Here is a 24,023-nt window from a genome sequence, read left to right on the forward strand (position 1 = left end):
CATTTTCAATCCAATTAACCAATTCCAATTTCATGCATCGAATTATTTACATCAGTCTTTTATTTTCATTAGTTGTTCAGCTTAATTATGCCCAAGATCAAGCAGAGTTAGAAGCGGAATTTTGGAAAATGTCACCCGATGAAATGATTGCCTTATCCATACCCCAACAATGGAATGATGAAAGCGCTATCATTTTAGAGGATGACAGTTACATTAGGTACATCAATAGTGGTAGACGCGTTTATATTACCAGGAGTAAACATCAAGTCGTCAAAATACAAGATCAGGCCTCTCTGGAAGATTTTTCTGAAATCAGACTGAGCAAGGATTCCAGACAAGGATTCATGTGGCGTACCTTTTCAAAAAAAGAAACCTTTTTAGGGATTAGATTGATAAAACCAGATGCTACTATAGTTAAAGTAGATATCTCACAAGAGGAAGTTCTAGAGGATGAAACACGTAAAATTGCCATTCCAAATTTGGAAATTGGTGATATTGTTGATCTCTTTATTTTTTCAGAAGAGAAACAAACCGATGCTTCGGGTTTTGAACTATATGACCCTATAGAGACTACATTAAAAGATGATTACCCCATCTTAAGCTATAAATTGGCCGTAGAAGTAGAGAATGACTTCTTTCTTAACATGAATTCGTACAACGGTGCTCCACCAGTTAAAGAGATACCAACCGATCGCAATGCGACCAAAAAATATGCGGTAGAAGCAAGCCATCTGGAGCGTTTAGATGCAAGGCGTTGGTATTACCCATTAATTGAAGAGCCTTCGGTTAAGTTTCAAGTTTGTTTTGCAAGATCGAGAGGAAATGAAACTTTCTCACCGATTTTTAAAGGTGAGGATGGTGAGCGAAAAGCTATAGTTACAAAACAAGATGTGCTGGATTTCTACGATAGGAAGTTTGGTCGTGCGGACGATGATCTAGTAAGAAGCGCATTAAAATACCTCAAGGAAAATAATATCACTGATCAAGAACAAAAATTTCATAAGGCTCTTGAATGGCTACGGTTTTACGGGAACACAAAGTACTACGAGGGAATTTTTGCTTACCAGTCAGATTTGATTGGAGCTTATCCCAATCCCAGATGTAATCACCTTTATTATGGGCGATATTCAGAAGCTAAGGAGGTAATTGACTTTCTGCGGGTATTATGTGAAAAACTAGATGTAGATTACGATATTTTGATGGCCCAGCCAAGATACGATGGGGCGATCGAGGATATGCTGATCAAAGCCAATGCTAGAGTAGGTATTAGAATTAATACTCCTTCTCCACTCTATTTCTTTACCTACAATGAAAACATGAAACTGAACCAAAATATGGCCAGCCTTGAAGGTGCTGAAGTTTATGTAGGAAAGGTGGTGAAAGGGAAAAAGATCACTGATATAACGATCGAAACTCTACCAACCAGTTCACCAGAAGATAATGTATATACTGAAGATATTGAATTGAGTCTTACCGCATCCAATGATATCGCTCTAGAGCGTACCATGACTGCTTCAGGTCAATTCCTACAGGATTATATTTATAGTTGGATTTCATGGGTTGATTTTTTGAAAGAAGATTATGAAAGATTTGACTCAACACATTTTTACGATTGCGGTAGTAAAAGGGAAAAAAGAGAAAATCCTCCTAAGTTTAAGGCGTTAGAAGATGAGACGGTAAAGGAATATAAAGAGAACAGAAAAACATCTGTGGAAAAAGAATGGGATGCAAAAATTGAGGATTATGACAATGCTTATATTTCTTCGGGCCGTTATGAAGAAGAAGCTCCATTAAGCATCTCAGAAAATTACGTCATCAAAGAAAAATTTGTCAAAAAAGCTGGACCCAACCTTATTTTGGAAATCGGGAAATTTATAGGTGGCCAAGTCGAAATTGAGGAAGAGGAAAGGACGAGAAAAGTAGACATCTATATTGACCATCCTAAAACCTATACTTACGACATCACCTTTACTATTCCTGAAGGTTATACCTTAAAGGGAGTGGAAAAGTTAAATCAATCTATCGAGAATGAAACCGGGGCATTTAAGGTCACGGCTCAATCAGATGGAAAACAACTTAAAGTGCAATCCACTAAGATTTACAAGAAAAATTACCTACCCGTTACACAATGGAAAGATATGCTTCCTTGGTTGGATGCAGCATTTGAATTTAATCAAGCCAAGGTATTACTGCAAAAAGTTTGATTTCTAAAGACATTATAACATTTAAAAACGTCTGACCGAACATCAGGCGTTTTTCTTTTTAGAAAAACTACAAAATCATTAAGTCAAACTTTGGATAAATCACCACAATCACCTTTATCTGCTTTTCTATATTTACCTGTGTGAATCAGTAATTATATGCTGAAAATCTATCAATGGGCTTGTGTCTTTTGACACGAGTTTTTGATGCAAGGTTTTAATATAACCTTGAGAAATTTCTGAATAAAAATACTGTAATTTCACTTGGTAAAATAAAGCCTTATGTCCAGATCACTACAATTTATTGCCGTTCTAGAAGACAGTGTCAATGCAGCCCGATTGTCCCAAATCTGGCAGGACCTTCAAGCCCAATTCGGTGTTGATCAGGAGCAGCTCCAAATCAGCAAAATCAAACCTACTATAGATACAGAATTACAGGATCTAATGGAAGACAATAATGATGACAGCTCCAAAAAATGTATTCTTTGTATAGAGCTCATGGAAGGAAAGATGGAGCATATGCGCAAAGCTTTGGCCAAAGCTGGATGTCATTTATTAAAATTGATCAAAATCCCAACAGCTTTTAGGAGTTTAGGCGGGCAGATCCCTTCACAAATCATGAGGGATCAGTTCTAGCACTACCTTCTTATAGCAACCACTATATTCTTGGAGGACAATCTTCTTTGGAATTCTTTTAGGCTGAATAGGTCGCTGTCCCGTTTTTATTTTTTTTTCCTGGTCATATGAGCAATAATTTAGGCTTGGGTTTTTAGCCAAATACCTGAGGTTAAGAGATGATCTTGTGCTTATCTTACATAGCTTAAGTTGGTTAGAAACAATACTAGAAATAGGTCAATTCTTCGTGCAATGACTCTTGGCTTAATTCGAAAGGGTTGGATTTATGGCACCTACCTTTTCTGGGTGGTTACATGGGTAAATATTTACTAAAATCAAGTAGATTACAGATCTTTGTCAGATGGAGCATCGCCACTATTTATTATACAAACCTTACCGAATGCTGAGTCAATTTATGACCAATAGCAAAAGGCAAAAAAAGAAACGTTTTTTGGGCGAACTCTATTCTTTTCCAGAAGATGTGATGTCGGTAGGAAGACTGGATGAAAAAACTGAAGGCTTATTGATCGTCACAACAGATGGTCAGTTGAGCTATAAGATCAATACTTCTGCCGAATTTGATAAGGAATATTATGCCCAAGTAGATGGAATGATTGATCAGCGTGCTATCGAGGAACTGACCAGAGGCGTTAAGATCAGTATTGAAGGTAAATCATACTCTACCAAAAGTTGCAAAGCCTTTGTATTGCAAACTCCGCCAGAACTTCCACCCACCCAACAGTATATCAGAGATGATAGACACGGACCCACCAGCTGGATTTCTATCACCTTAACCGAAGGAAAGTTTCGCCAAGTACGTAAAATGTGTGCTGTAGTTGGTTTCCCAGTATTGCGGTTGGCACGTATAAGAATAGGACCATTCGGCATTTCAGACCTAAAAGGTCAACAGGTGATGGAGATTACTGAAGAATTCGAGAGGTAATGGGCTTATTCATTTTTGAGAATCACCAAGGTGGCCCTCACGCCAGCCGCAAGATTCCAGATATTTTGCTGAACCACTTTACCTTCCATATCCATCACTTTGAATTCCGCTGTATTGGGACCAGAAGTACCTTGATTGAGAGCTTCAATCTCCAATTTATTAAAGCCATCTTTCAGCGGAATCGTCACGGCTTGATAGACATTGCGCAAATAGATCTTCTCCACCAGAATTTTATCGTCCATCCAAATCCTCACCAAATCTCCATCTTCATATTGGTGATCCCGACAAACCAGTCTCAGTAACTGTTTACCGGTTCTGATCTCTCCCAAAAAAGTGTCGCTCCTGAATCCAGCTCCTACAGGAGCATCTTGGGTAAATTTTCTTTTTTCAAATTTGATTCCTGGATCAACCAGATCAGTGGTCTGGCGCATATTGATTTCTTTTTTGGTATTGGGTCGCGTGTAGGTAGGTGTTTCCTTCTTTTCTGGAAACAACAAAGATCCTCCATTGATAGTTTTCGGTAGCCGTTCTATTGTACGTGGAGTAGAATTGGGGGTTTCTTGCGCACTTAAGCTAAGCGTTCCCATTAAGAATAAATAACCTACAATCTTTTTCATAACCTAAAGATATCAAAATCCTTGCCCAAATGCGCTGACAAGATGTTATTTAACCTTAATAAGTTGATTTTTTCTAACAGACCATACACAAATGAATGAATGGTGGCGGTTAAAATAATTGTTGATACCACCATGAAATAGATGTTCAGATATGTTTACATATTGTTCCGTTCGCTTTCGCGAAAGCGACTTTACCAATAGCCCTCTCCTAGCCTACTCTTTCAATCTTGGCTCCTATGGCTTTAAGACGCGTGTCTATGTTTTGATAACCCCGATCAATTTGTTCAATATTATGAATAGTACTGGTTCCTGTAGCACTCAAGGCAGCGATCAACAAAGAGATTCCGGCGCGAATATCTGGGCTGGTCATGGTTGTAGCCTTTAGCTGCGACTGAAAATCATGTCCGATCACACTGGCGCGATGCGGATCACACAAAATAATTTTTGCGCCCATATCGATCAATTTATCTACAAAGAAGAGTCGGCTTTCAAACATTTTCTGGTGAATCAAGACACTTCCTCTCGCTTGGGTAGCTACCACCAATACTATGCTTAACAAATCGGGAGTAAATCCAGGCCATGGAGCATCAGAAATTGTCAAAATGGAGCCATCAATATAATTCTGAATTTCATATCCATCCGTGTGAGCAGGAATATAGATGTCATCCCCACGCCTCTCCAATTGGATACCCAGCTTTTTAAAAGTCGCTGGTATAACGCCTAATTCGTCGTACGCCACATTCTTGATCGTGATCTCAGATTTAGTCATCGCAGCCAATCCAATCCAGCTACCGATTTCAATCATATCAGGTAAAATGCGATGGCTAGTTCCTCCTAATTGATTTACACCTTCAATGATCAACATGTTGGATCCAATACCATCGATTTTTGCTCCCATTCGTACCAGCATTTTACACAACTGCTGTAAATAAGGTTCACAAGCCGCATTGTAAATGGTGGTGGTGCCCTTGGCAAGGACAGCTGCCATCACAATATTTGCTGTTCCGGTCACAGAAGCCTCGTCCAGTAACATGTAAGTACCTTTTAATTCATCGGCCTCTACACCATAAAAATACTCTTCTTTGTTATAACGGAAATTTGCTCCTAGTTTGATGAATCCTTCAAAATGAGTATCCAAACGACGTCTGCCTATTTTGTCACCACCAGGTCTGGGTATATATCCTTTACCGAATCTAGCCAGCAACGGACCTACCAACATGATGGACCCCCTTAATCCACGTCCCAGAATTTTGTAGTCTTCTGACTGTAAAAAATCCAGATCTACATCATCGGCCTGAAATGTGTAAGAGTCTTTACCGTTTTTGGTCACCTTGACACCTAAATGGCTTAACAAATCAATTAGCTTATTGACATCGATGATGTTTGGAACATTCTCAATTGTCACCGGTTCATTAGTGAGAAGCACAGCGCAAAGAATTTGTAAAGCCTCATTTTTGGCTCCTTGCGGTTGTATATCTCCTTTTAACTGATGTCCTCCCTCGATGATAAATGTTCCCATGTAGATAATATTAGATCAAGGCTAAAAATAACCAACCCTCGATAGTTCCTAAAGCAAATTTGGGCGAAGTATCCACAAATAGTTAACAAGATGGAATTCCTAAGTACGTATGGTTAATTCCTAATGGGACATTACTTTTGCATTTACAACCAATCTTATACCTACTTTGAGAATTCAAGCCTTAAGTCTATTTCTAGTATTTTGCCTTTGTGGTGTTCAGGCACAAGTAAAAACTTCCCAGATACCAACATGGGTTACTCCCACTGAGTATAGCCAGTCGCCTGCGATTGATAAAAACGAGCTTAGCCAGGGTACCCTTCAATTATTAAGGGACAATCAGACCCATTTGGTCAAAGAAACCGTTTACATCAGGCAAGTGACCCAAGTGATTGACAACGCTGCTATACAGGAGGCTGGCACTATCAATGTTGATTATGATCCGACTTTTCAAGAGTTGGTTTTTCATGAGATAAATATCTTACGAAACAGCAGTTCGATCGATAAGCTTCAACCAAACAATTTTCAGCTTTTACGTCGGGAAGCAAATGCTGAAAACTATCTGTATGATGGGAGTATGACCGCTATGGTCAACCTATCCGACGTCAGACCCGGTGATATCATTGATTATAGCTATTCTATCAAAGGCTTTAATCCTATTCACAAGGGGCTATTTTCAAATTCTTATACTTTTGATGGTTATTCGCCGGTGGGGAAAATCAATGTTCGCCTCTTATCAAATAAACCGTTGAAATACAAGGGCTTTAATGGATTAGAAAAGCCATTTTTAAATAAAATAAATGGCTTGAATGAGTACACTTGGACTTCCACTGATGTTACACCTCTTACCTATGAGGAGTACGATCCAGCATGGAACATCAACTACAAGCTTTTACTTGTTTCGGCTTACGATTCTTGGGCATCCGTTGTCAATTGGGCTGTAAATGTCTATCAGGAAAACCAACCGTTGAGTGATGATCTTTCCTCACACATTGAACAAATCGCCAGTGCGACAGAAGATGAAGGAGAACGCATCCAAAAAGTCTTGGACTTTGTGCAGGAAGACATACGTTATCTGGGATTGGAAGAGGGAATTGGTGGTTACCAACCTTTCTCGCCTAACCAGGTATATGAACAACGTTTTGGGGATTGTAAGGACAAGAGTTTACTCATGGCCTCCATGCTTAAACAATTGGATATCGAGGCCTACCCCATGCTGGTGAATACTACTTTAAAACAAAGCATTCTTGACTTTTTGCCTTCCCCAATATTTTTTGACCATTGTGTGGTAAAGGTTATAGACAACTCTGGAAAAGTCTATTATTATGATCCTACCATCAGTTCGCAAGGTGGATCATACGCCAAAACTCATTTTCCAGACTATCGATATGGCCTGGTCATTAAAAGGGGTGTACGGGAATTTGATCAAATAAGCTCCAGATCTGAGAACAAAGTTGAAGTCAAAGACGAATACCGTCTGGATTCCATCGGCAAGGGAGCGATCTTAAAAGTGAAAAGTGTCTATCATGATGCCAAAGCCGATCAAATGCGACAGTACTTTAAATCGCAAAGCCTAAACGCCATCAACAAAGAGTACGAGAAATATTATGCCAATTACTTTTATAATATCAAATCCATCGAGCATCCCCAATTAACGGATGATGTATTAGCCAACAGGCTACAGGTAATTGAAAAATATAAAATTGATAGCATCTGGCAGCCAATGGAAGACAAGAAAAACTTGATCGAAGTTCAGTTCGTTCCCAATTCCATCGATGGGCTACTCTTTATACCCAATGTCGAGCATCGCAAGAATCCTGTAAGCCTCGACTATCCCTCTCATCATATTCATGATATAACGGTTCATCTTCCAGCAGCTTGGGATATCCAGTCAGAAATAGAGTCAGTAGAACACGACAGTTTTGATTATCAATATCGTGCTACCTACATCCCCTTTGTAAATCAATTAAAACTGCATTTTGAAATCAAGTCGAAAAAGGACCACATTACGGTAGAAAAATTCAGTGATTACAGCCGTAAGGTCAATGATCTATCCAATAAGTTGGGATATGTGATCTATACCACATCAGACGGTTCCTCTTTAACCGAATTTGAAACTGGTAATGGAACATTAAAAATAGTTGGGCTAATTGCTGTAGCCGCATTGATTATCATGATATTGGTAGTGCGTAGCAACCAATCCGCCAGGAATGATGCCTATCGCCGTAGAGGCGGATTTTATTAAAGTATAAACTGTGTTTAATACTGCTCGTCGTCGTTAGGAAAATCGATACTTTTAACGTCAGTGATATACTGGGCTACTGCTCCACCCATATCTTCATAAAGATTCAGGTATCGTCGCAGGAACCGCGGATTAAACTCATGGGTCATACCAAACATGTCATGCGAAACCAATACCTGGCCATCCACACCACTTCCGGCTCCAATACCGATAACAGGAATGGTCAGTTGTTCAGCGACCTTTTGGGCAAGGGATGCGGGAACTTTTTCTAAAACAAGAGCAAAACAGCCCCAACGCTCCAAGGCCTTGGCGTCCTCGACCAACTTTTCTGCCTCTGCCTCCTCCTTGGCCCTGACTGTATAGGTTCCAAATTTATATATAGATTGTGGGGTTAGACCCAAATGTCCCATCACCGGAATACCTGCGTTCAAAATGCGCTTAATAGATTCTTTAACTTCACTACCGCCTTCTAGCTTTACCGTATGTCCGCCGCTCTCCTTCATAATGCGTATAGCGCTGCGTAAAGCTTCTTTAGGATCACTCTGGTAGCTTCCAAAAGGTAAGTCAACCACGACTAAAGCGCGTTGCACTCCTCTAACCACACTGCTGGCGTGATAAATCATCTGATCCAAAGTAATGGGAAGTGTGGTCTCATGACCCGCCATTACATTACTGGCACTATCGCCTACCAAGATCACATCAATTCCGGCGTTATCAATAATTTTGGCCATCGTATAATCATAGGCTGTCAACATTGAAATCTTTTCTCCCGCGGATTTCATTTCAGTGAGAGATTTTACCGTGACTCTTTTGTACTCCTTTTTTGCAGTTGACATAATGTTCGTTGTATACTGCAAAAGTACTAATTTAGCCCAGCATACGCATTCATCATTCTATGAGAAAGTCAATACTTACCTGCATTATGGTGCTGGGCATCGTCACCGTCGGATGGTCACAAGTTGTATCGGATACAGTTAAGGCCGTCAGTATCAACCAAAGCAATCAGCCCATCAACCCTGTAGAGGCCGTAAAGGACTTCTTTAAGGATTTTCATGCTAAGGATACCACAGCCCTCAGGCAACATATCCAAAAAGGAACACAGCTTTCTTCAATGATCATTTCAAAAAGCAGGGGAAAACAACTGATCAGTTCTGATGTGGATCAATTTCTTAAAGGCATCGCCAACATACCCGATAGCTTATCTTTTGAGGAACGACTTCTGGAAATTAAATGGATGGGCGATGACCACCTGGCCAGCGTCTCTACCACTTACGAATTCTATTATGACGGCAAATTTACCCACAACGGCACCAACCTTTTCATTCTAACTTACATTGACAAACGCTGGAAAATCACTGGATTAACTGATTCAAGATTTTATCCTTAAACAGGTAACGGCAGTACATACTAGTTTATTGATTGCCAAGTATAATAGGCAATCCACCACCATCAGACCCACCAACTACAATTACCTTTGAATTAGGCGACTCGGCTAATTTTAGGGTAGCCTCAATACCTTTTTCGGTTAAAATTTTATCCGTTAAAGAAGCGCTTAAAATTCTATTGGCTACAGCTTTACCTTCAGCATCAATACGTTGTCTTTCAGCTTCTTTACTGGCCTTGGTCAATCTAAACTCGTATTCCAGCGCTTCTTGTTCCTGTCTTAACTTACGTTCAATGGCATCCTTTATTTTGGTAGGTAGCGTTACATCTTTTACCAGCACTCGATTGACTTGAACGTACTGAGTCTCTAGTTCTTTTCGAGCTTCTTCCAAGATTTCGGCTTGAATCACGTCTCTTTTACTGGAGTATAGTTGCTCTGGAGTGTACCGGCCAACAACGCTTCTGGCCGCGGCACTAATCGCAGGCTCTAGGATATCCTCTACATAATTACGTCCTTTTTCTTGATGAAGGTAGGGCAACTTGTCATATTGAGGTTGGTACCATACTGTTCCATCAACAGTAACCTCCAAACCATTGACTGACAACACTCTCATTTTATCATTGATGGATAACTGTCGTACGGGATAAATGATCATATCATTCCAAGGAGCGATGACATGAAAGCCTTCACCATATGTGGTTTCGGTCTCAACACCATCACTAAATGGTCTAAATAGCACACCTGCTTGACCTGCGTCAATCACCACCGAACTTTTGATAATAATAATTCCAACTATGACTAAAGCTATAACACCGAATACGGCAGCTCTGGGTAATTTTTCCATGAGTAAATTTTTTAAAGTTTATAATTGACTGGATCTGGTTCACTTAAACCAGACCTTGATATTTTCTTGCAAACCATTCCAGTGCCAGCAGCAAAATGATGATTCCCAGCAGGTATTTCCAATCTACCAGACTTGTTTGTGAAACAGTAGCTCTTTCCACCGTTTGCAATAAGGGATCGTGCGTTAATTCTTCTACAAGTGCATTAATTTGGTTGGGATACCAGACAGCCTCAGGCCCCACCAGTTGTTGCATGGATCCCGCCGAAGCACTGACAAATTGTTGCTCAATATCAAACTCCAATACGGTAAAACTTCCCGACTGGTTGAGTTTGTCATTTTCTACCTGTACTAAAAAACTGTAATCTCCAGCTTCCAAACCGCTCAGATCCACCTGATAAGAAAAGTTGTCTAAAATAAAGGGTCTGGTCAATACTTCACCAGTTTTCAATTCTTTCAACTTGAGGTTCAGTATTCCATTATCCTCAAATTGATAATTCTTGTCCAGATATTGAGCATTGAGACGTATGCTTTGGTTTTGGTAGTAGAAAGGCTCATAACTTACATCCAGCCTGTTTCTTTTTTTATTGCTTGCTAGATATTGAACCTGACTATTGATCAAATCGTCAAAATTGACAAATTCTTTATTGTTGATATATGATTGAGCACGCCATTTCCATAATCCAGCAGCTAGGGTTACGGCATGCCTAGTTTCCCCTTCTTCATACGTAAACCAGAAAGGTTGTGTAGTTCGAATATTACTGATTTGCTTGAAGAACAAGACCGAAATAGGCACTTGAGTGGTTAGTTCGCCGAAAGGGACACTTACCGGAGGGAAATCGGTATAATCAAATGATTCTAAGTTAAAGGTGGGATAGGAATCATTTAAAATAGGTTGGACTTCATCAAAGTCAGCTTCGTTTTCTAATTGAATGGCTTCTGTCAAGCTGTTGAAATAGGATAGATTAGGAAGAGGACCAGTAAAAGTCCAAGTATTTTTGTTGAGCAATTTGACTTGTGCGTCCGCTTTCGCGAAAGCGGGACCTACCCCATACCTGATCACTAATTGATATTCATTTAAATCTGGTAGCTCGGATATGTGCAAGAGGTCTACCTCACGTTGTTGGTTAGATTCGATGGCTTTTTTAATAGCCCCCAAGTCCGGATGAAGGCCATTGTGAAGCAAGGCAATCTTAGTTTGCTGATCTATGACTTCTACGGCAAAATTGCGGCTGTTATTACCCGTATTTTTTTCCTGAGCAAGATGGGTAATTGTAGCCTTCATGCGCTGTGTCCCAATCGACTTACTCACCAAGGTTGTGTTGACCACAGCACTGCGCTGTTCCTTAGAAAAATTAATATTTTGGGTGTAAAGTGTCGTATTTCCGTTGGTAATTGTAAATGTTTCAGTGATTGATTCATTACCTTGATATGAGATCAAGACCTCTACTGGAAACTCGTTGTTGAGATAAGAATATCGATTGACATTGACTTGCTGGATTTTGAGATCTGGATAACTGGTGGTATCACCATAGATGATAGGATACAATTGAGTCGATCTATCGACCGTCTGATATTGATAGCTCGATCCCGCTGTTTGATTACCATCAGTCATTAGTACAATGGCTTTATGGCGATCCCGATAAAGTTGTTGTGGTTCCTGAATCGCCTTAGCAATATCGGTTTCACTACCATCAAAAGATAGACTATCTAACGCCTTGACTTTATCAGTAAAAGAAAAAACCTGGATATCAAAATTTTCCTTTAGTGTTGGGTGATTGCGTATCTGATTGAGATCTCGTTGCACGTCATCACCAGCCTCCAAGGCTTCAATAGACCTGGAATCATCTACCATGATCACAAGTTGTGGCAATAACGAAGTATAGGTAGTAGTACTGATCTTAGGGGCGATCAGCAATATCAAAAGACAAAAAACCGTCAGGAATCGCAATAAAGCTAACCACGGTTTTTTTTTAGTTTTCTTGTGTTTTAAGATATAACCGTATTGAAACAGAGCCACACTGGCAGCAGCAAGCGCGGCAAGAATTATCCAAATAACGGTCATATCAACTTCATCAGGTATTAAGTGAGCATTCCACCATCAACATTCAGGGTTTGTCCCGTCACATAGGCAGATAAATCACTGGCCAAGAAAACACACGCATTCGCTACATCTTCTGGAGTTCCACCACGCTTTAATGGGATGGCATCGCGCCAGCTTTGCACGGTATCCTCATTCAAGGCGTCGGTCATTTCGGTCTCGATGAAGCCTGGTGCAATCGAGTTACATCTAATATTTCTAGATCCCAATTCTAGGGCCACGGATTTTGAAAATCCGATGATTCCTGCTTTACTGGCAGCATAATTGGTCTGACCAGCATTTCCTTTAACACCAACTACGCTACTCATATTGATGATACTACCTTGGCGTTGTTTCAACATGGTGCGTTGAACAGCTTTGGTCATATTAAATACCGATTTTAAGTTGACCTCAATCACTTTGTCAAAGTCATCCTCACTGATACGCATCAACAAATTATCCTTGGTAATACCAGCGTTATTGATCAGCACGTCTATGCTATCAAAATCTTTGCTGACCTCGGCCACAAGATGTTGTGCTTCCTGGAAATTGGCCGCATTACTTTTGTAAGCTTTGGCTTTGACACCCATTCCCAGCAGCTTTTTTTCTAATTCCAAGGCTGGAGCTTCAGAACTGGCATAAGTAAAAGCAATATTAGCACCGTGTTGAGCAAAAATTTCTGCAATACCTTTACCTATGCCTCTGCTGGCGCCAGTAATAATGACATTTTTATTTTCCAGTAGTTTCATTGACTAACAATTTTTGATTGAAACTCAGGATTCAATCGGCCTTCTTTTTCAAACCATTTTGTTAAACCCATGTATTTGGTGCGATCTCCTTTAATAGCATAAGTATCAATTTGGCCCTTTTTCTTTCTTAAAATAAAAGCTGCGGCAACAATCTTCTTGCGGGTGTTTTCAAAATCCGTAGGTGAAAGGTTCATCCTGGCGATAGCTTGATTAGTCATATCATCGTAGCTAAGCGGAGTTTGAGTAGCTTTCAATCTATTGAGTATAAATTTGCTCCATACCGGCTTTTTTCCTCGTTTCTTTTTGTATTTACGTTTAGGTTTGGGAGATTCATTCTCCTCGGATGAACTTGTTATTGCTGTCGTACTTTCAGACGACTCATGCATATAATTATTGGTTGGAACCGCCTCCATTTCTTGAAGAATGGATTTTAATTCATCCAACTTTTTGAGCGTTTTAGCATATTCTTCTTGATAATGGATTTTTATCTTGGCTGCTACCTCTTCATTTAAATTTATTGATTTCATCTTTTGGGGGATTAAATTTTACATTAATTTAAAACTTCAGCTACTTTCTTGCCGATTTCGGCAGGTGAATCCACTACATGGATTCCACAATCACGCATGATCGCTTTTTTTGCTTGGGCAGTATCTTCAGATCCACCTACAATAGCCCCAGCGTGGCCCATGGTACGACCTGCAGGTGCAGTTTCTCCAGCAATAAAGCCAATTACAGGTTTTTTATTTCCAGTTTCCTTTATCCACTTTGCAGCATCTGCCTCGAGTTGGCCACCGATTTCGCCGATCATTACAATGGCTTCTGTATCATCGTCTTCCATAAAGAGTTCTACCGCTTCTTTGGTAGTCGTACCAATAATTGGATCTCCTCCAATACCGATAGCCGTTGAGATTCCAAAACCTTGCTTGACCACTTGGTCTGATGCTTCATACGTCAAAGTTCCAGACTTAGATACAATACCTACTTTTCCTTTTTTGAAAACGAATCCAGGCATGATACCAACCTTGGCCTCTTCCGGTGTGATAACTCCAGGGCAGTTTGGACCAATTAGGCGGCACTCTTTGTCTTTTATATAGTCAGCGGCTTTTACCATATCTGCCACAGGAATACCTTCGGTGATAGTTATGATCACTTTAATACCTGCATCAGCAGCTTCTTTAATGGCATCTGCGGCAAATGCTGGTGGTACAAAGATGATGGTAACATCAGCCCCAGCCTTTTCCACGGCTTCCTGAACCGTATTAAATACTGGTTTTCCTAAATGTTCCTGACCTCCTTTACCTGGGGTAACTCCTCCTACCACATTTGTTCCATAATCGATCATTTGACCGGCATGAAAGGTCCCTTCACTCCCTGTAAATCCTTGGACTATAATTTTAGAATCTTTGTTGACTAAAACGCTCATTGTTTTTTATTTATATTGAGTTTTCTTCTTGTTTAATGTTGTTGTTCAGCTGGGTGGCTGGTTTGGTGTACTTCTATGATCTTTTCATCATCGATTTTAAATATAGAAATAAAATATCCTACAGGTATCTCCTCCCTAGGATTTTCTACTGTTCTCACATAGACGGTAAACCGAGCCGCCACTTCATTTTTATTGGAAAAAATATGAGAGATCTCGTTGCGCATACTCTCATAAGAATTAGCGGTAGACTGACATAGCCTGTGGTAGTCATCGTAATCAAACACCCTGAATCCAGAGCTTGCATGCCAATGTACCTTTAATTCTGGGTGCAAATATTGTTCAAAATCGTAAGTATTTACAAATACATCAGAATCCAAGAATTCTTTTACTATTTTCTTTGCTGAAACAGCCATTTTTTTATCAATTTTTCAACTGCTAAACTAGTTAAGTATCCACTGATAACCTAGCGTTTACAATATAGATTTTCATAAACCTACCTTAAGATTTTTTCTGCATTTTTAACTGTTCCATCATTAACGGAATTTGTTTAATGGAAGCAATTTCTTTGTACTTACTTCTGAAATCATCTGCGGGCACCCCAAAGTAGCTTTTATGCCCTTCCAAAGACTTACTCACACCTGACTTGGCAGATATAACGGCTTTTTTACCAATGGTTACACCGCTGGTTATACCTACCTGTCCCCAGATCGTTACTTCATCTTCCACTACTACACAACCTGCGATTCCGGTTTGACTAGCAATCAAAACGTGATTGCCCAAGACTGTATCATGTCCAATTTGCACCTGGTTGTCCAACTTAGAACCATATCCGATGATCGTATCTCCAGTTACACCACGATCTATGGTACACATTGCACCTAACTCCACCTTGTCTTTAATAACCACACGACCACCGCTAAGTAATTTGTCATAACCTTCGGGACGCCTCTTATAATAAAAAGCATCCGCCCCTAAAACAGTGCCGGCATGGATTATCACATCCTCGCCAATATGGCTTCCGTTTCCAACGACAACATTGGCATGAATAATGGTTCGTGCGCCAATCGATACTGCAGAACCTATAATCGCACTGGGGTGAATATGCGCAGAAGAATGAATTTTTTCCTTTATAGATTTATGTTCTTCGCTGTCGAAGCCTTCAAAAGGTTTAAAATGATTGGTTAGTCGATTAAAATCCCTAAAAGGATCATCCGAAACCAATAGCGCTTTTCCTTCCGGACATTCCACTTTTTTGTTGATCAATACTACAGTAGCCGCGCTTTCAAGTGCCTTGTCATAGTATTTTGGGTGGTCCACAAATACAATATCACCCGCTTCTACCACGTGGATTTCATTCATCCCACTTACTGGAAAATCTTCTGGACCTACAAATTCAGCTTCAATAATAGAAGCGATTTCGCTGAGTTGATATGTTTGCGGAAATTTCACTTATTGCTTCATGCGCTCGTGATAAGCACCTTTTTCTGTATCGATTCTTATCATATCACCTTCATTGATAAATAAAGGTACGTTAACTTGAGCTCCAGTTTCTACAGTGGCCGGTTTTGTGGCATTTGTTGCGGTATTACCTTTAACTCCTGGCTCGGTTGCCGTCACCTCCAACACAACGTACTGAGGCATATCCACAGAAAGTGGGGAATTATCCTCTGTATTGATTTGGATTTTTACATTTTCACCTTCCTTCAAAAGGTCGGGAGTGTCCAATGCACTTTCCAACAATCTAATTTGGGTATAATCTTCAGTATTCATAAAGTGGAACCACTCACCTTCCCTATACAGGAATTGAAAAGTATGGGTTTCCACCCTGATATCATCAATCTTGTGTCCAGCAGAGAAAGTATTGTCAATAACTTTACCTGTGGTAACAGACTTGAGTTTGGTACGAACAAAGGCAGGCCCTTTTCCGGGTTTCACATGTAGAAATTCTATGATTTTAAAAATGTCGTGGTTGTAACGAATGCACAACCCTTTTCTGATGTCGCTTGTATTAGCCATAAGTTATTGTTTGCTGATGTATCCTCTCATGATACCTCGCTTTGTATTTTTAATAAATTCCAGTATTTCGTCACGCTCTGGAGTGGCGCTCATTTCTGCTTCTATGATCTCCACTGCTTGGGAGACATTGTAATTTTTTTGATAGAGAATCCGGTAAATGTCTTGAATCTCACGAATTTTGTCCAATTCAAATCCTCGTCTTCTTAGTCCGACGCTATTAATCCCGACATAACTCAGCGGTTCCCTTCCAGCCTTAACGTAAGGAGGAACATCCTTTCGCACCAGCGAGCCCCCAGTTACAAAGGCATGACTACCCACTTGACAGAACTGTTGAACGGCTGCCATACCTGCCAAAACAACGTAATCGCCAACGGTGATATGTCCAGCGAGCGTGCTGTTATTGGAAAAGATACAATGATCACCTACTATACAATCATGAGCAATATGACAATAGGCCATGATCCAGCAATTTTTACCAATCACTGTTTTCATTTTATCCGAAGTTCCCCTATTGATTGTCACACATTCCCTGATGGTTGTCCCGTCACCTATTTCTACTGTAGTATCCTCATCCTCAAACTTTTTATCTTGAGGAATTGCACTAATCACAGCCCCTGGAAAAATACTGACATTCTTCCCAATGCGAGCACCTTCCATGATCGTTACATTGGACCCTATCCATGTTCCTTCACCGATTATCACATCATTATGAATAGTAGTAAAAGGTTCTATGACTACATTTTTGGCGATTTTGGCGCCTGGATGGACATATGCTAGTGGTTGATTCATTCTTTGACTTTTGAAATTTGAGCCATGAGTTCTGCTTCTGCACACAGAACACCATTGGCATAGGCATAAGCCTGCATGTGAGCGATACCCCTGCGAATAGGTGTAATCAACTCACATTTAAAAATTAATGTGTCACCAGGACTGACCTTACGTTTGAACTTAACATTGTCCATTTTCATAAAGAATGTCAAATAATTTTCTGGATCTGGGACCGTGCTTAAAACAAGGATTCCTCCAGTTTGCGCCATGGCCTCAACTATCAATACTCCTGGCATTACAGGTTGTCCTGGAAAATGGCCTACAAAAAATGGCTCATTCATGGTCACGTTCTTTAGACCAGTAACGTATTGATCAGTAAGCTCAAAGATCTTGTCTACCAACAGAAATGGACTGCGGTGCGGCAACACACTCATGATCTTATTGATATCCATCAATGGTTCCTGATGGATATCGATATGTGGCACATTGTCCTTGATCTCTTTTTTGATCAGTTTGGACATCTTCTTGGCAAACTGCGTGTTGATATAATGTCCAGGCTTCGTAGCGATCACTTTTCCGCGGATTCTGTACCCAATCAAAGCCAAATCACCCACCACATCCAGAAGTTTGTGTCTGGCAGCTTCATTGGGGTAATGCAATTCTAAATTATCCAAGATGCCATTTGCCCTGACAGATATATTGTCTTTTTTAAATGCTTTTTTAAGATTGTCCATGGTTTTCTCAGACAACTCCTTGTCCACATAGACAATAGCATTATTGAGATCACCACCCTGAATTAATCCATGCTCTAAAAGCATTTCTATCTCATGTAAGAAACTAAAGGTACGGGCATCAGCAATTTCATCTTTGAAATCAGCCAACTTGTGCAAAGTTGCATTTTGGGTACCTAACACTTTCGTGCCAAAATCAACCATTGTTGTGACTTGGTAACTATCCGATGGCATGATCATTATTTCACTACCTGACTCTTCATCAGTATAGGAAATGATTTCTTTCACCACGTACTCCATTCTGGGTTGTTCTTGCTCCACCTTACCAGCTTTTTCCAAGGCTTCAACAAAAAACTTGGAGGAACCATCCATAATTGGAGGCTCACTGCTGTTGATCTCGATAAGACAGTTGTCAATTTCAAGCCCCACCAGTGCGGCGAGAACGTGTTCGCAAGTATTGATTTGCACCCCTTTTTTATCCAGGGTGGTACCACGTTTTGTATCGGTGACATAGGTGGCCAGTGCTTCAATCACCGGACTACCTTCCAGGTCTACACGTTCAAAGGCATAACCATGGTTTTCTGGTGCAGGTTTGAAAACAAGGCTTACATTTTTCCCTGTATGCAACCCTACTCCGGTAAGGCTCACCTCCCTAGCTATGGTGGTTTGCTTAAATTCTGTTGCCGTCATTTACACTTTCTTTTTTTCAAGGTCTGTTATTCTTGACTCTATATTTCTGAGGTTCTTAAACAGTACATAACTTCTGTTCCAGTCGCCATAATCAAAAGCAGGAGAGCCCTGTACATTTGAACCAGATTTTAATCTTTTGCCGATCCCGCTTTGTGCCTGAATACCAACATTATCTTCAATCACGATATGCCCAGCTACTCCTACCTGACCTCCAATCCTACAATTTTTACCAATTTTACTGGATCCTGCAATTCCCGTCTGGGAAGCGATAACTGTATTAGCCCCAATTTCCACGTTGTGCGCTACCTGAATCTGATTGTCCAATTTGACACCACTTCTAATGATTGTACTGCCTAATGTAGCGCGATCGATGGTAGTTAATGCTCCGATTTCCACATAATCTTCAATAATCACATTGCCAGTCTGCGGCACTTTAGAATAAGTCCCATCGTCATTTGGGGCATATCCGAACCCATCTGCTCCGATGACGCAACCTGAGTTGATCACAACATTGTTACCAATAACTGTATCACTCATGATTTTTGCGCCAGAATGTAAAATTACGTTGTTTCCGATAGTGACATTTTCACCAATATTGACATTGCTAAAAACTTTTACCTGATCTCCCATCTTTACGCCTTCGGCTATATACGCAAACGCAGCAACGTAAAGACCATCTCCGTGGGATACGGATTCGTGGATAAAACTGGGATGTTCAATGCCTTCCTTGGACATTTTGGCAGCTTGATAGTATTCCAATAACTTAGAAAAGGCTGCATAAGAATCTTCTACCCTGATCAATGTACATGACACCTCCTTTTCAGGTTTAAAATCATTATTGACAATGACCGCACTGGCATTGGTCTTATAAATATACGGTGTATACTTTGGATTAGCGAGAAAACTCAGACTACCCTCAGATCCTTCTTCAATCTTGGACAGCGTTTTTAATTCCAGCGAGGAATCTCCATCGACGGTTCCGTCTAGAAGATCAGCAATTTGTTGGGTAGTAAATTTCATTTTGGCAAAAATACTAATTTATATCAATCTTGAATTTTAGGATAACAACAATAATATTTGGTCACAGGCTTCAGCAGGGCTTTAAAACTATCCTCTTTCCCGGCTTTGATTAACTCTACAAGTTTTCCTTTTTTTGTCAATATCATGATGGGTTTCGCTTTCGCGTAAGCGAGGTTGGAAATAGCACCAGTAAACACAAAATAGGAAGCTTCATGGTCTGACAACCCATATTTTTTCTGAAGCTTTGATTTTTTCTTGTTGACTTTATCCTCTGGGACTGGTTGTCTCGAAAATTTAATTTTTAACAATTGTCGATTCAGAAGCATGTTGCAGAGTTCGCTCAACACAAAATCAGGATGCCCTGCCCCTAGTTTAAGAGCGGTCAACAGGTCTGCGTCATCCAAGCCGGCAAAACGTTTTAAATCTTGCCCATTCAGACCAAAATCATAATACTCATGATCAAAAAAATAAGCGAGCTTGGTAGGCAGGTTGACATCGGTTCCCGCAGTCCTTAATTCAACAATTCGCCGCACCACTGATTGAAGCAGGTGTTCAGCTCCTATTCCGGTTTTGTGCAGGTAAACCTGCCAGTACATGAGACGACGACCAGAAAGAAAATTTTCCACACTATAAAGTCCTTTTTCTTCTACCACTAATCGGTCATCCACGACGTTCAACATAGTAATGAGCCGCTGACTATTGATGTTTCCTTCAGCCACGCCTGTGTAAAAACTGTCTCTTTTTAGGTAATCCAATCGATCCATGTCCAGTTGACTGGACACCAACTCCAACATAAATGGTCTGTGATAAATTCCTTTAAAGATTTTGATGGCTAGCGTTAAACTCCCGTTAAACTCATGGTTCAAATATTCCATAAAATGAACCGACAATTGCTCATGGGTCACATTTTTGACAATTTGATATTCCAATGCATGGGAGAATGGACCATGGCCAATATCGTGTAATAAGATGGTTTTGTAAAGAGCGTCCTCCTCTGCTGAAGAAATGCTAACATTCTTTGAACGAAGTACTTGAACAGCTTTTTGCATTAAATGTAAGCAACCCAATGCATGATGAAAGCGGGTGTGGTGAGCGCCAGGATAAACCAGATAGGACAATCCCATTTGAGTGATACGCCTTAATCTTTGAAAAAATGGATGCTCTATAATTTGAAAGATCTCCTCATTGGGTACGGAAATAAAACCGTAAATAGGATCGTTAAATATTTTAAGTTTGTTCTTTTGATTCAAGAGAGCAAGAAATTTAAAGACAAATATACTGATATGGCAGAGATCAAGATACTATGGGTAGATGATGAAGTGGACCTTTTAAAACCACACATATTGTTTTTGGAGAAAAAGGGCTATACGGTAGATACTCGGGTCAGCGGAACCGAGGCCCTTGAGGCGATAGAGGCAACCTCTTATGATATTGTATTTCTAGACGAAAACATGCCAGGACTGACAGGATTAGAAACGCTGCATGAAATAAAAGAAAAGCAATCCCAGCTGCCTGTCGTTATGATCACTAAAAGTGAGGAGGAATATATCATGGAGGAAGCTATTGGTTCCAAGATTGCCGATTATCTCATTAAACCGGTCAATCCAAATCAAATCCTGCTCGCTGTAAAAAAGAACTTGGATGTTTCCAGATTGGTCAATGAAAAAACCACCAGCGATTACCAAAGGGAATTCCGCAAGATCGCCATGGATATGTCTATGGTTAATTCCTACGAGGAATGGGTACAGCTTTATCAAAAATTGATTTATTGGGAGTTGGAATTAGAGGACGTGGATGATGCCGGAATGTTTGAAATACTGACAGCCCAAAAGAATGAAGCCAACCAGCAGTTCTGTAAATTTATTGACAGAAACTACCCCGATTGGTTTACCGAAGGCGAGGATCACCCTACTTTGAGTCATGAATTATTCCGTAAAAAAGTAGTCCCTCACTTAAAGCAGGACCAACCTGTTTTAATGGTAGTTGTGGACAATTTAAGGTATGATCAATACCGTGTATTTGAAAATTTGATCAATAACCACTACAAAAAGTCTGAAGAGGAAGCCTATTGTTCCATTTTACCTACCGCCACACAATATGCACGTAACGCGATCTTTTCTGGGTTGATGCCAGAAGATATGAAGAAACGCCATCCCAACTTATGGTTGGACGATACGGACGAAGGTGGTAAGAATATGCATGAGGACGAATTTTTACAGGCGCAGCTCAAAAGATTGGGACTAAATATCAAACACCAGTATCACAAAATCACAAATGAAGCTAGTGGAAGGAAACTTGTTGAAAACTTCAAAACACAAAAAGACAATGATCTGACTGTGGTGGTTTATAATTTTGTGGACATGCTCTCACACGCCAAGACAGAAATGGAAGTGATCAAGGAATTGGCCAGCACAGACAAATCTTACCGCTCTCTTACCTTGAGTTGGTTTAAAAATTCGCCGCTTTTGGAAATTATACAGCGTGGACAAGAGCTCGGGTTTAAATTGATTTTAACCACAGATCACGGTACAATTAACGTGACCAATCCTAGCAAAGTAATAGGTGATAAAAATACCAGTCTCAACCTGAGGTACAAAACTGGAAGAAGTTTGAGTTACGAGGATAAGGATGTTCTGGCCGCTACTGACCCAAGCACGATCAAATTACCTAAAATAAATATGAGCAGCAGCTTTATATTTGCCAAGGGTGACTTGTTCTTTGCTTATCCCAATAATTTTAATCATTATGTAAGCTACTACCGCAACACCTATCAACATGGAGGTGTTTCCCTGGAAGAAATGTTGATTCCTTTTGCGGTTTTTGATCCGAGATAATGCAATTAAAGTATTCTATTCTAGAGATTGACCTTGCGGCTACATGGCTTTTGGAGCATTCCAATCATAAGGTAATGTTATTTGATGCCCCCATGGGCAGTGGAAAAACGACACTTATCAGTAGCATTTGTAAGAGACTGGGGGTTGAAGATGAAATTAGCTCACCCACCTTTAGTATTGTCAACGAATATCGAGCAAATAATAATGCTATTTTTCACTATGATTTGTATAGAATTGAAGATAGTAATCAATTGTTTGATATTGGGATCAATGATTATCTGGATAATGACGCATTTCATCTGGTAGAATGGCCCGAGCTAATCAAACCATATCTTACTCAATATCATATAATTAATATCAGTGTGATCGATAATCATACCAGATTACTAGATATTAAAACCTTATAGTTTACTAAAAAGTTTAACAGAAGTTTGTGGGTTATTGTTAAAGAGCACTTAATCTTACCACTGATAGAAAATTATCATCAATTGATCCAAAATACACAATTGGCTTCAAGAAAAAAATGATTCCTAATTTACATTCGAATCATATAATTCTTAAAACCCATTTATTATGAAAGCCAAGTCTATCAAAGCCCTAGCCCTTCTTGCCATCTTTAGCGTATCTGTTGCCGGTGCAGCTGTACAATTCCAACCTAAAGAAACCAAAGAAAAGACATCTAAGAAAATTGACAAGAAGACCTTAGGTAGAGTTATTGCTGAAAGTGGGTTGTTGAAATAAAAACCAACTTCAACTATTCAAAAAAAGGCCGATTTATTTCGGCCTTTTTTTGTGAATAATATTAAAGGTATGTTATCTTTGATAGTATAAAAATCCCCTACGCCGTCTATATGGACATTAGAAAATTAGCCAAAAAATCATTTTTGATAGGCTCGATTGTCACCGTTCTATTGGCGATCACCCCTTACTTTTTCCATCTCTATGAAGTTATCCCTAATAATGCCTGGGAAATAGGGTTTCTCCAGAATATTGTTGCCTCCTATTCAGGAAATGCCAATGTTGCATTTTGGGTCATCTTTAATAAGCTGATACCCTTTTTCTTAATGCTCACGTGGTTTTTAACCTGCAGGCACTGGTGGTACCATATTATCCTTGTGCCGACTTGCATGTTTGGATTCCAATTGTTTTCTGCCATAAATCCGGATATTGAAATATTGGACAAAAATGAACTGTACTTTGTGGTGCCTGTTGTAATTTTTGCCCTCTCCTTAACTTATGTCGCCCGCATCAAGGTATTTGACCTCATTCACGGAATTGACCTTACAGAAATTGAAGGTGAATCCAAGAAACAGAAGGACCGATGGTTTTCCTAAAATCATTACCTTTAGACTA

24 protein-coding genes are annotated in these 24,023 nt (G+C 40.0%); 9 read left to right on the plus strand and 15 right to left on the minus strand.

The features are described 5' to 3' along the window. The first annotated feature begins 32 nt into the window (after positions 1-32). The 3 genes from EGM47_RS08535 (at position 33) to EGM47_RS08545 (ending at position 3,759) form a co-directional block, all read left to right on the plus strand. A complete protein-coding gene (locus EGM47_RS08535; protein ID WP_124980389.1) occupies positions 33-2,204 on the plus strand; it encodes a DUF3857 domain-containing protein in 2,172 nt (723 codons plus the stop codon). A gap of 279 nt (positions 2,205-2,483) precedes the next feature. Then, positions 2,484-2,837 carry a hypothetical protein gene (locus EGM47_RS08540; protein ID WP_124980390.1) on the plus strand — a complete coding sequence of 118 codons (354 nt, stop codon included), beginning with the start codon at positions 2,484-2,486 and terminating at the stop codon, positions 2,835-2,837. A 340-nt stretch (positions 2,838-3,177) separates the two neighbouring features. Next, positions 3,178-3,759, plus strand: coding sequence for a pseudouridine synthase (locus EGM47_RS08545; protein ID WP_124980391.1), 582 nt, complete (start codon positions 3,178-3,180; stop codon positions 3,757-3,759). A gap of 5 nt (positions 3,760-3,764) precedes the next feature. Here EGM47_RS08545 and EGM47_RS08550 read toward each other — a convergent pair whose 3' ends face one another. Then, a complete protein-coding gene (locus tag EGM47_RS08550; RefSeq protein WP_124980392.1) occupies positions 3,765-4,376 on the minus strand; it encodes a hypothetical protein in 612 nt (203 codons plus the stop codon). A 208-nt stretch (positions 4,377-4,584) separates the two neighbouring features. Continuing rightward, positions 4,585-5,895: a UDP-N-acetylglucosamine 1-carboxyvinyltransferase gene (gene murA / locus EGM47_RS08555; protein ID WP_124980393.1), complete on the minus strand. Its 1,311-nt coding sequence runs from the start codon at positions 5,893-5,895 to the stop codon at positions 4,585-4,587. 166 nt (positions 5,896-6,061) lie between these two features. Between murA and EGM47_RS08560 the strand changes: the two genes are divergently transcribed. Beyond that, positions 6,062-8,137, plus strand: coding sequence for a DUF3857 domain-containing transglutaminase family protein (locus EGM47_RS08560; protein WP_124980394.1), 2,076 nt, complete (start codon positions 6,062-6,064; stop codon positions 8,135-8,137). A gap of 14 nt (positions 8,138-8,151) precedes the next feature. Here the strand turns inward: EGM47_RS08560 and panB are convergent, their stop codons facing one another. Further along, positions 8,152-8,970, minus strand: a complete 819-nt coding sequence (gene panB, locus EGM47_RS08565) for a 3-methyl-2-oxobutanoate hydroxymethyltransferase (RefSeq protein ID WP_124980395.1) — start codon at positions 8,968-8,970, stop codon at positions 8,152-8,154. A 59-nt stretch (positions 8,971-9,029) separates the two neighbouring features. Between panB and EGM47_RS08570 the strand changes: the two genes are divergently transcribed. Then, positions 9,030-9,521 (plus strand): nuclear transport factor 2 family protein, encoded by a 492-nt coding sequence (locus tag EGM47_RS08570; protein WP_124980396.1) that lies wholly within the window; start codon positions 9,030-9,032, stop codon positions 9,519-9,521. 25 nt (positions 9,522-9,546) lie between these two features. On the opposite strand, the gene EGM47_RS08575 is transcribed toward EGM47_RS08570, so the two are convergent. The 12 genes from EGM47_RS08575 to EGM47_RS08630 form a co-directional block, all read right to left on the minus strand. After that, the gene (locus tag EGM47_RS08575) at positions 9,547-10,362 is read right to left on the minus strand and encodes a prohibitin family protein (protein ID WP_124980397.1); all 816 of its coding nucleotides are present in this window, start codon (positions 10,360-10,362) and stop codon (positions 9,547-9,549) included. Between the two features lie 43 nt (positions 10,363-10,405). After that, on the minus strand, positions 10,406-12,424 hold the full coding sequence (locus EGM47_RS08580) for a vWA domain-containing protein (RefSeq protein ID WP_124980398.1): 2,019 nt from the start codon (positions 12,422-12,424) through the stop codon (positions 10,406-10,408). 17 nt (positions 12,425-12,441) lie between these two features. Then, the gene (gene fabG / locus EGM47_RS08585) at positions 12,442-13,188 is read right to left on the minus strand and encodes a 3-oxoacyl-[acyl-carrier-protein] reductase (RefSeq protein ID WP_124980399.1); all 747 of its coding nucleotides are present in this window, start codon (positions 13,186-13,188) and stop codon (positions 12,442-12,444) included. After that, entirely contained in the window at positions 13,185-13,715 is a 531-nt protein-coding gene (locus EGM47_RS08590) for a hypothetical protein (protein WP_124980400.1), read from the minus strand. The genes fabG and EGM47_RS08590 overlap by 4 nt, the downstream gene beginning before the upstream one ends. Before the next feature lie 23 nt (positions 13,716-13,738). Then, positions 13,739-14,611, minus strand: a complete 873-nt coding sequence (gene sucD, locus EGM47_RS08595; RefSeq protein WP_124980401.1) for a succinate--CoA ligase subunit alpha — start codon at positions 14,609-14,611, stop codon at positions 13,739-13,741. 32 nt (positions 14,612-14,643) lie between these two features. Continuing rightward, complete coding sequence (locus tag EGM47_RS08600) at positions 14,644-15,024, minus strand: nuclear transport factor 2 family protein (RefSeq protein WP_124980402.1); 381 nt, start codon at positions 15,022-15,024, stop codon at positions 14,644-14,646. 85 nt (positions 15,025-15,109) lie between these two features. Beyond that, a complete protein-coding gene (locus tag EGM47_RS08605) occupies positions 15,110-16,060 on the minus strand; it encodes a UDP-3-O-(3-hydroxymyristoyl)glucosamine N-acyltransferase (RefSeq protein ID WP_124980403.1) in 951 nt (316 codons plus the stop codon). After that, complete coding sequence (gene efp, locus EGM47_RS08610; protein WP_124980404.1) at positions 16,061-16,627, minus strand: elongation factor P; 567 nt, start codon at positions 16,625-16,627, stop codon at positions 16,061-16,063. A 3-nt stretch (positions 16,628-16,630) separates the two neighbouring features. Continuing rightward, complete coding sequence (gene lpxA / locus EGM47_RS08615; RefSeq protein WP_124980405.1) at positions 16,631-17,416, minus strand: acyl-ACP--UDP-N-acetylglucosamine O-acyltransferase; 786 nt, start codon at positions 17,414-17,416, stop codon at positions 16,631-16,633. Next, positions 17,413-18,816 carry a bifunctional UDP-3-O-[3-hydroxymyristoyl] N-acetylglucosamine deacetylase/3-hydroxyacyl-ACP dehydratase gene (locus EGM47_RS08620; protein ID WP_124980406.1) on the minus strand — a complete coding sequence of 468 codons (1,404 nt, stop codon included), beginning with the start codon at positions 18,814-18,816 and terminating at the stop codon, positions 17,413-17,415. The genes lpxA and EGM47_RS08620 overlap by 4 nt, the downstream gene beginning before the upstream one ends. Beyond that, positions 18,817-19,836: a UDP-3-O-(3-hydroxymyristoyl)glucosamine N-acyltransferase gene (lpxD, locus tag EGM47_RS08625; protein WP_124980407.1), complete on the minus strand. Its 1,020-nt coding sequence runs from the start codon at positions 19,834-19,836 to the stop codon at positions 18,817-18,819. It abuts the gene before it with no gap. Between the two features lie 23 nt (positions 19,837-19,859). Next, positions 19,860-21,086, minus strand: a complete 1,227-nt coding sequence (locus tag EGM47_RS08630) for an HD domain-containing protein (RefSeq protein WP_124980408.1) — start codon at positions 21,084-21,086, stop codon at positions 19,860-19,862. Positions 21,087-21,119: 33 nt separating this feature from the next. On the opposite strand from EGM47_RS08630, the gene porX reads away from it, so the two are divergent. From porX to EGM47_RS08645, 4 genes are all read left to right on the plus strand, one after another. Next, positions 21,120-22,670, plus strand: coding sequence for a T9SS response regulator signal transducer PorX (gene porX, locus EGM47_RS08635; protein WP_124980409.1), 1,551 nt, complete (start codon positions 21,120-21,122; stop codon positions 22,668-22,670). After that, positions 22,670-23,077: a tRNA (adenosine(37)-N6)-threonylcarbamoyltransferase complex ATPase subunit type 1 TsaE gene (gene tsaE, locus EGM47_RS08640; RefSeq protein WP_124980410.1), complete on the plus strand. Its 408-nt coding sequence runs from the start codon at positions 22,670-22,672 to the stop codon at positions 23,075-23,077. The genes porX and tsaE overlap by 1 nt, the downstream gene beginning before the upstream one ends. A 166-nt stretch (positions 23,078-23,243) precedes the next feature. Beyond that, positions 23,244-23,411, plus strand: a complete 168-nt coding sequence (locus tag EGM47_RS16310; protein WP_164510849.1) for a hypothetical protein — start codon at positions 23,244-23,246, stop codon at positions 23,409-23,411. A gap of 110 nt (positions 23,412-23,521) precedes the next feature. Then, a complete protein-coding gene (locus tag EGM47_RS08645; protein WP_124980411.1) occupies positions 23,522-24,004 on the plus strand; it encodes a hypothetical protein in 483 nt (160 codons plus the stop codon). Positions 24,005-24,023 lie beyond the last annotated feature (19 nt).

The organism is Nonlabens xiamenensis, assembly GCF_003865345.1.
GTDB lineage: Bacteria > Bacteroidota > Bacteroidia > Flavobacteriales > Flavobacteriaceae > Nonlabens > Nonlabens xiamenensis.

Coding starts and splice junctions, on each gene's coding strand:
- fabG (WP_124980399.1), bottom strand. CDS start 13,188: ATGAAACTACTGGAAAATAAAAATGTCATTATTACTGGCGCCAGCAGA.
- EGM47_RS08580 (WP_124980398.1), bottom strand. CDS start 12,424: ATGACCGTTATTTGGATAATTCTTGCCGCGCTTGCTGCTGCCAGTGTG.
- sucD (WP_124980401.1), bottom strand. CDS start 14,611: ATGAGCGTTTTAGTCAACAAAGATTCTAAAATTATAGTCCAAGGATTT.
- EGM47_RS08535 (WP_124980389.1), top strand. CDS start 33: ATGCATCGAATTATTTACATCAGTCTTTTATTTTCATTAGTTGTTCAG.
- EGM47_RS08620 (WP_124980406.1), bottom strand. CDS start 18,816: ATGACGGCAACAGAATTTAAGCAAACCACCATAGCTAGGGAGGTGAGC.
- EGM47_RS08600 (WP_124980402.1), bottom strand. CDS start 15,024: ATGGCTGTTTCAGCAAAGAAAATAGTAAAAGAATTCTTGGATTCTGAT.
- porX (WP_124980409.1), top strand. CDS start 21,120: ATGGCAGAGATCAAGATACTATGGGTAGATGATGAAGTGGACCTTTTA.
- EGM47_RS08550 (WP_124980392.1), bottom strand. CDS start 4,376: ATGAAAAAGATTGTAGGTTATTTATTCTTAATGGGAACGCTTAGCTTA.
- EGM47_RS08590 (WP_124980400.1), bottom strand. CDS start 13,715: ATGAAATCAATAAATTTAAATGAAGAGGTAGCAGCCAAGATAAAAATC.
- EGM47_RS16310 (WP_164510849.1), top strand. CDS start 23,244: ATGAAAGCCAAGTCTATCAAAGCCCTAGCCCTTCTTGCCATCTTTAGC.
- lpxD (WP_124980407.1), bottom strand. CDS start 19,836: ATGAAATTTACTACCCAACAAATTGCTGATCTTCTAGACGGAACCGTC.
- panB (WP_124980395.1), bottom strand. CDS start 8,970: ATGTCAACTGCAAAAAAGGAGTACAAAAGAGTCACGGTAAAATCTCTC.
- tsaE (WP_124980410.1), top strand. CDS start 22,670: ATGCAATTAAAGTATTCTATTCTAGAGATTGACCTTGCGGCTACATGG.
- EGM47_RS08570 (WP_124980396.1), top strand. CDS start 9,030: ATGAGAAAGTCAATACTTACCTGCATTATGGTGCTGGGCATCGTCACC.
- EGM47_RS08575 (WP_124980397.1), bottom strand. CDS start 10,362: ATGGAAAAATTACCCAGAGCTGCCGTATTCGGTGTTATAGCTTTAGTC.
- murA (WP_124980393.1), bottom strand. CDS start 5,895: ATGGGAACATTTATCATCGAGGGAGGACATCAGTTAAAAGGAGATATA.
- lpxA (WP_124980405.1), bottom strand. CDS start 17,416: ATGAATCAACCACTAGCATATGTCCATCCAGGCGCCAAAATCGCCAAA.
- EGM47_RS08545 (WP_124980391.1), top strand. CDS start 3,178: ATGGAGCATCGCCACTATTTATTATACAAACCTTACCGAATGCTGAGT.
- efp (WP_124980404.1), bottom strand. CDS start 16,627: ATGGCTAATACAAGCGACATCAGAAAAGGGTTGTGCATTCGTTACAAC.
- EGM47_RS08645 (WP_124980411.1), top strand. CDS start 23,522: ATGGACATTAGAAAATTAGCCAAAAAATCATTTTTGATAGGCTCGATT.
- EGM47_RS08540 (WP_124980390.1), top strand. CDS start 2,484: ATGTCCAGATCACTACAATTTATTGCCGTTCTAGAAGACAGTGTCAAT.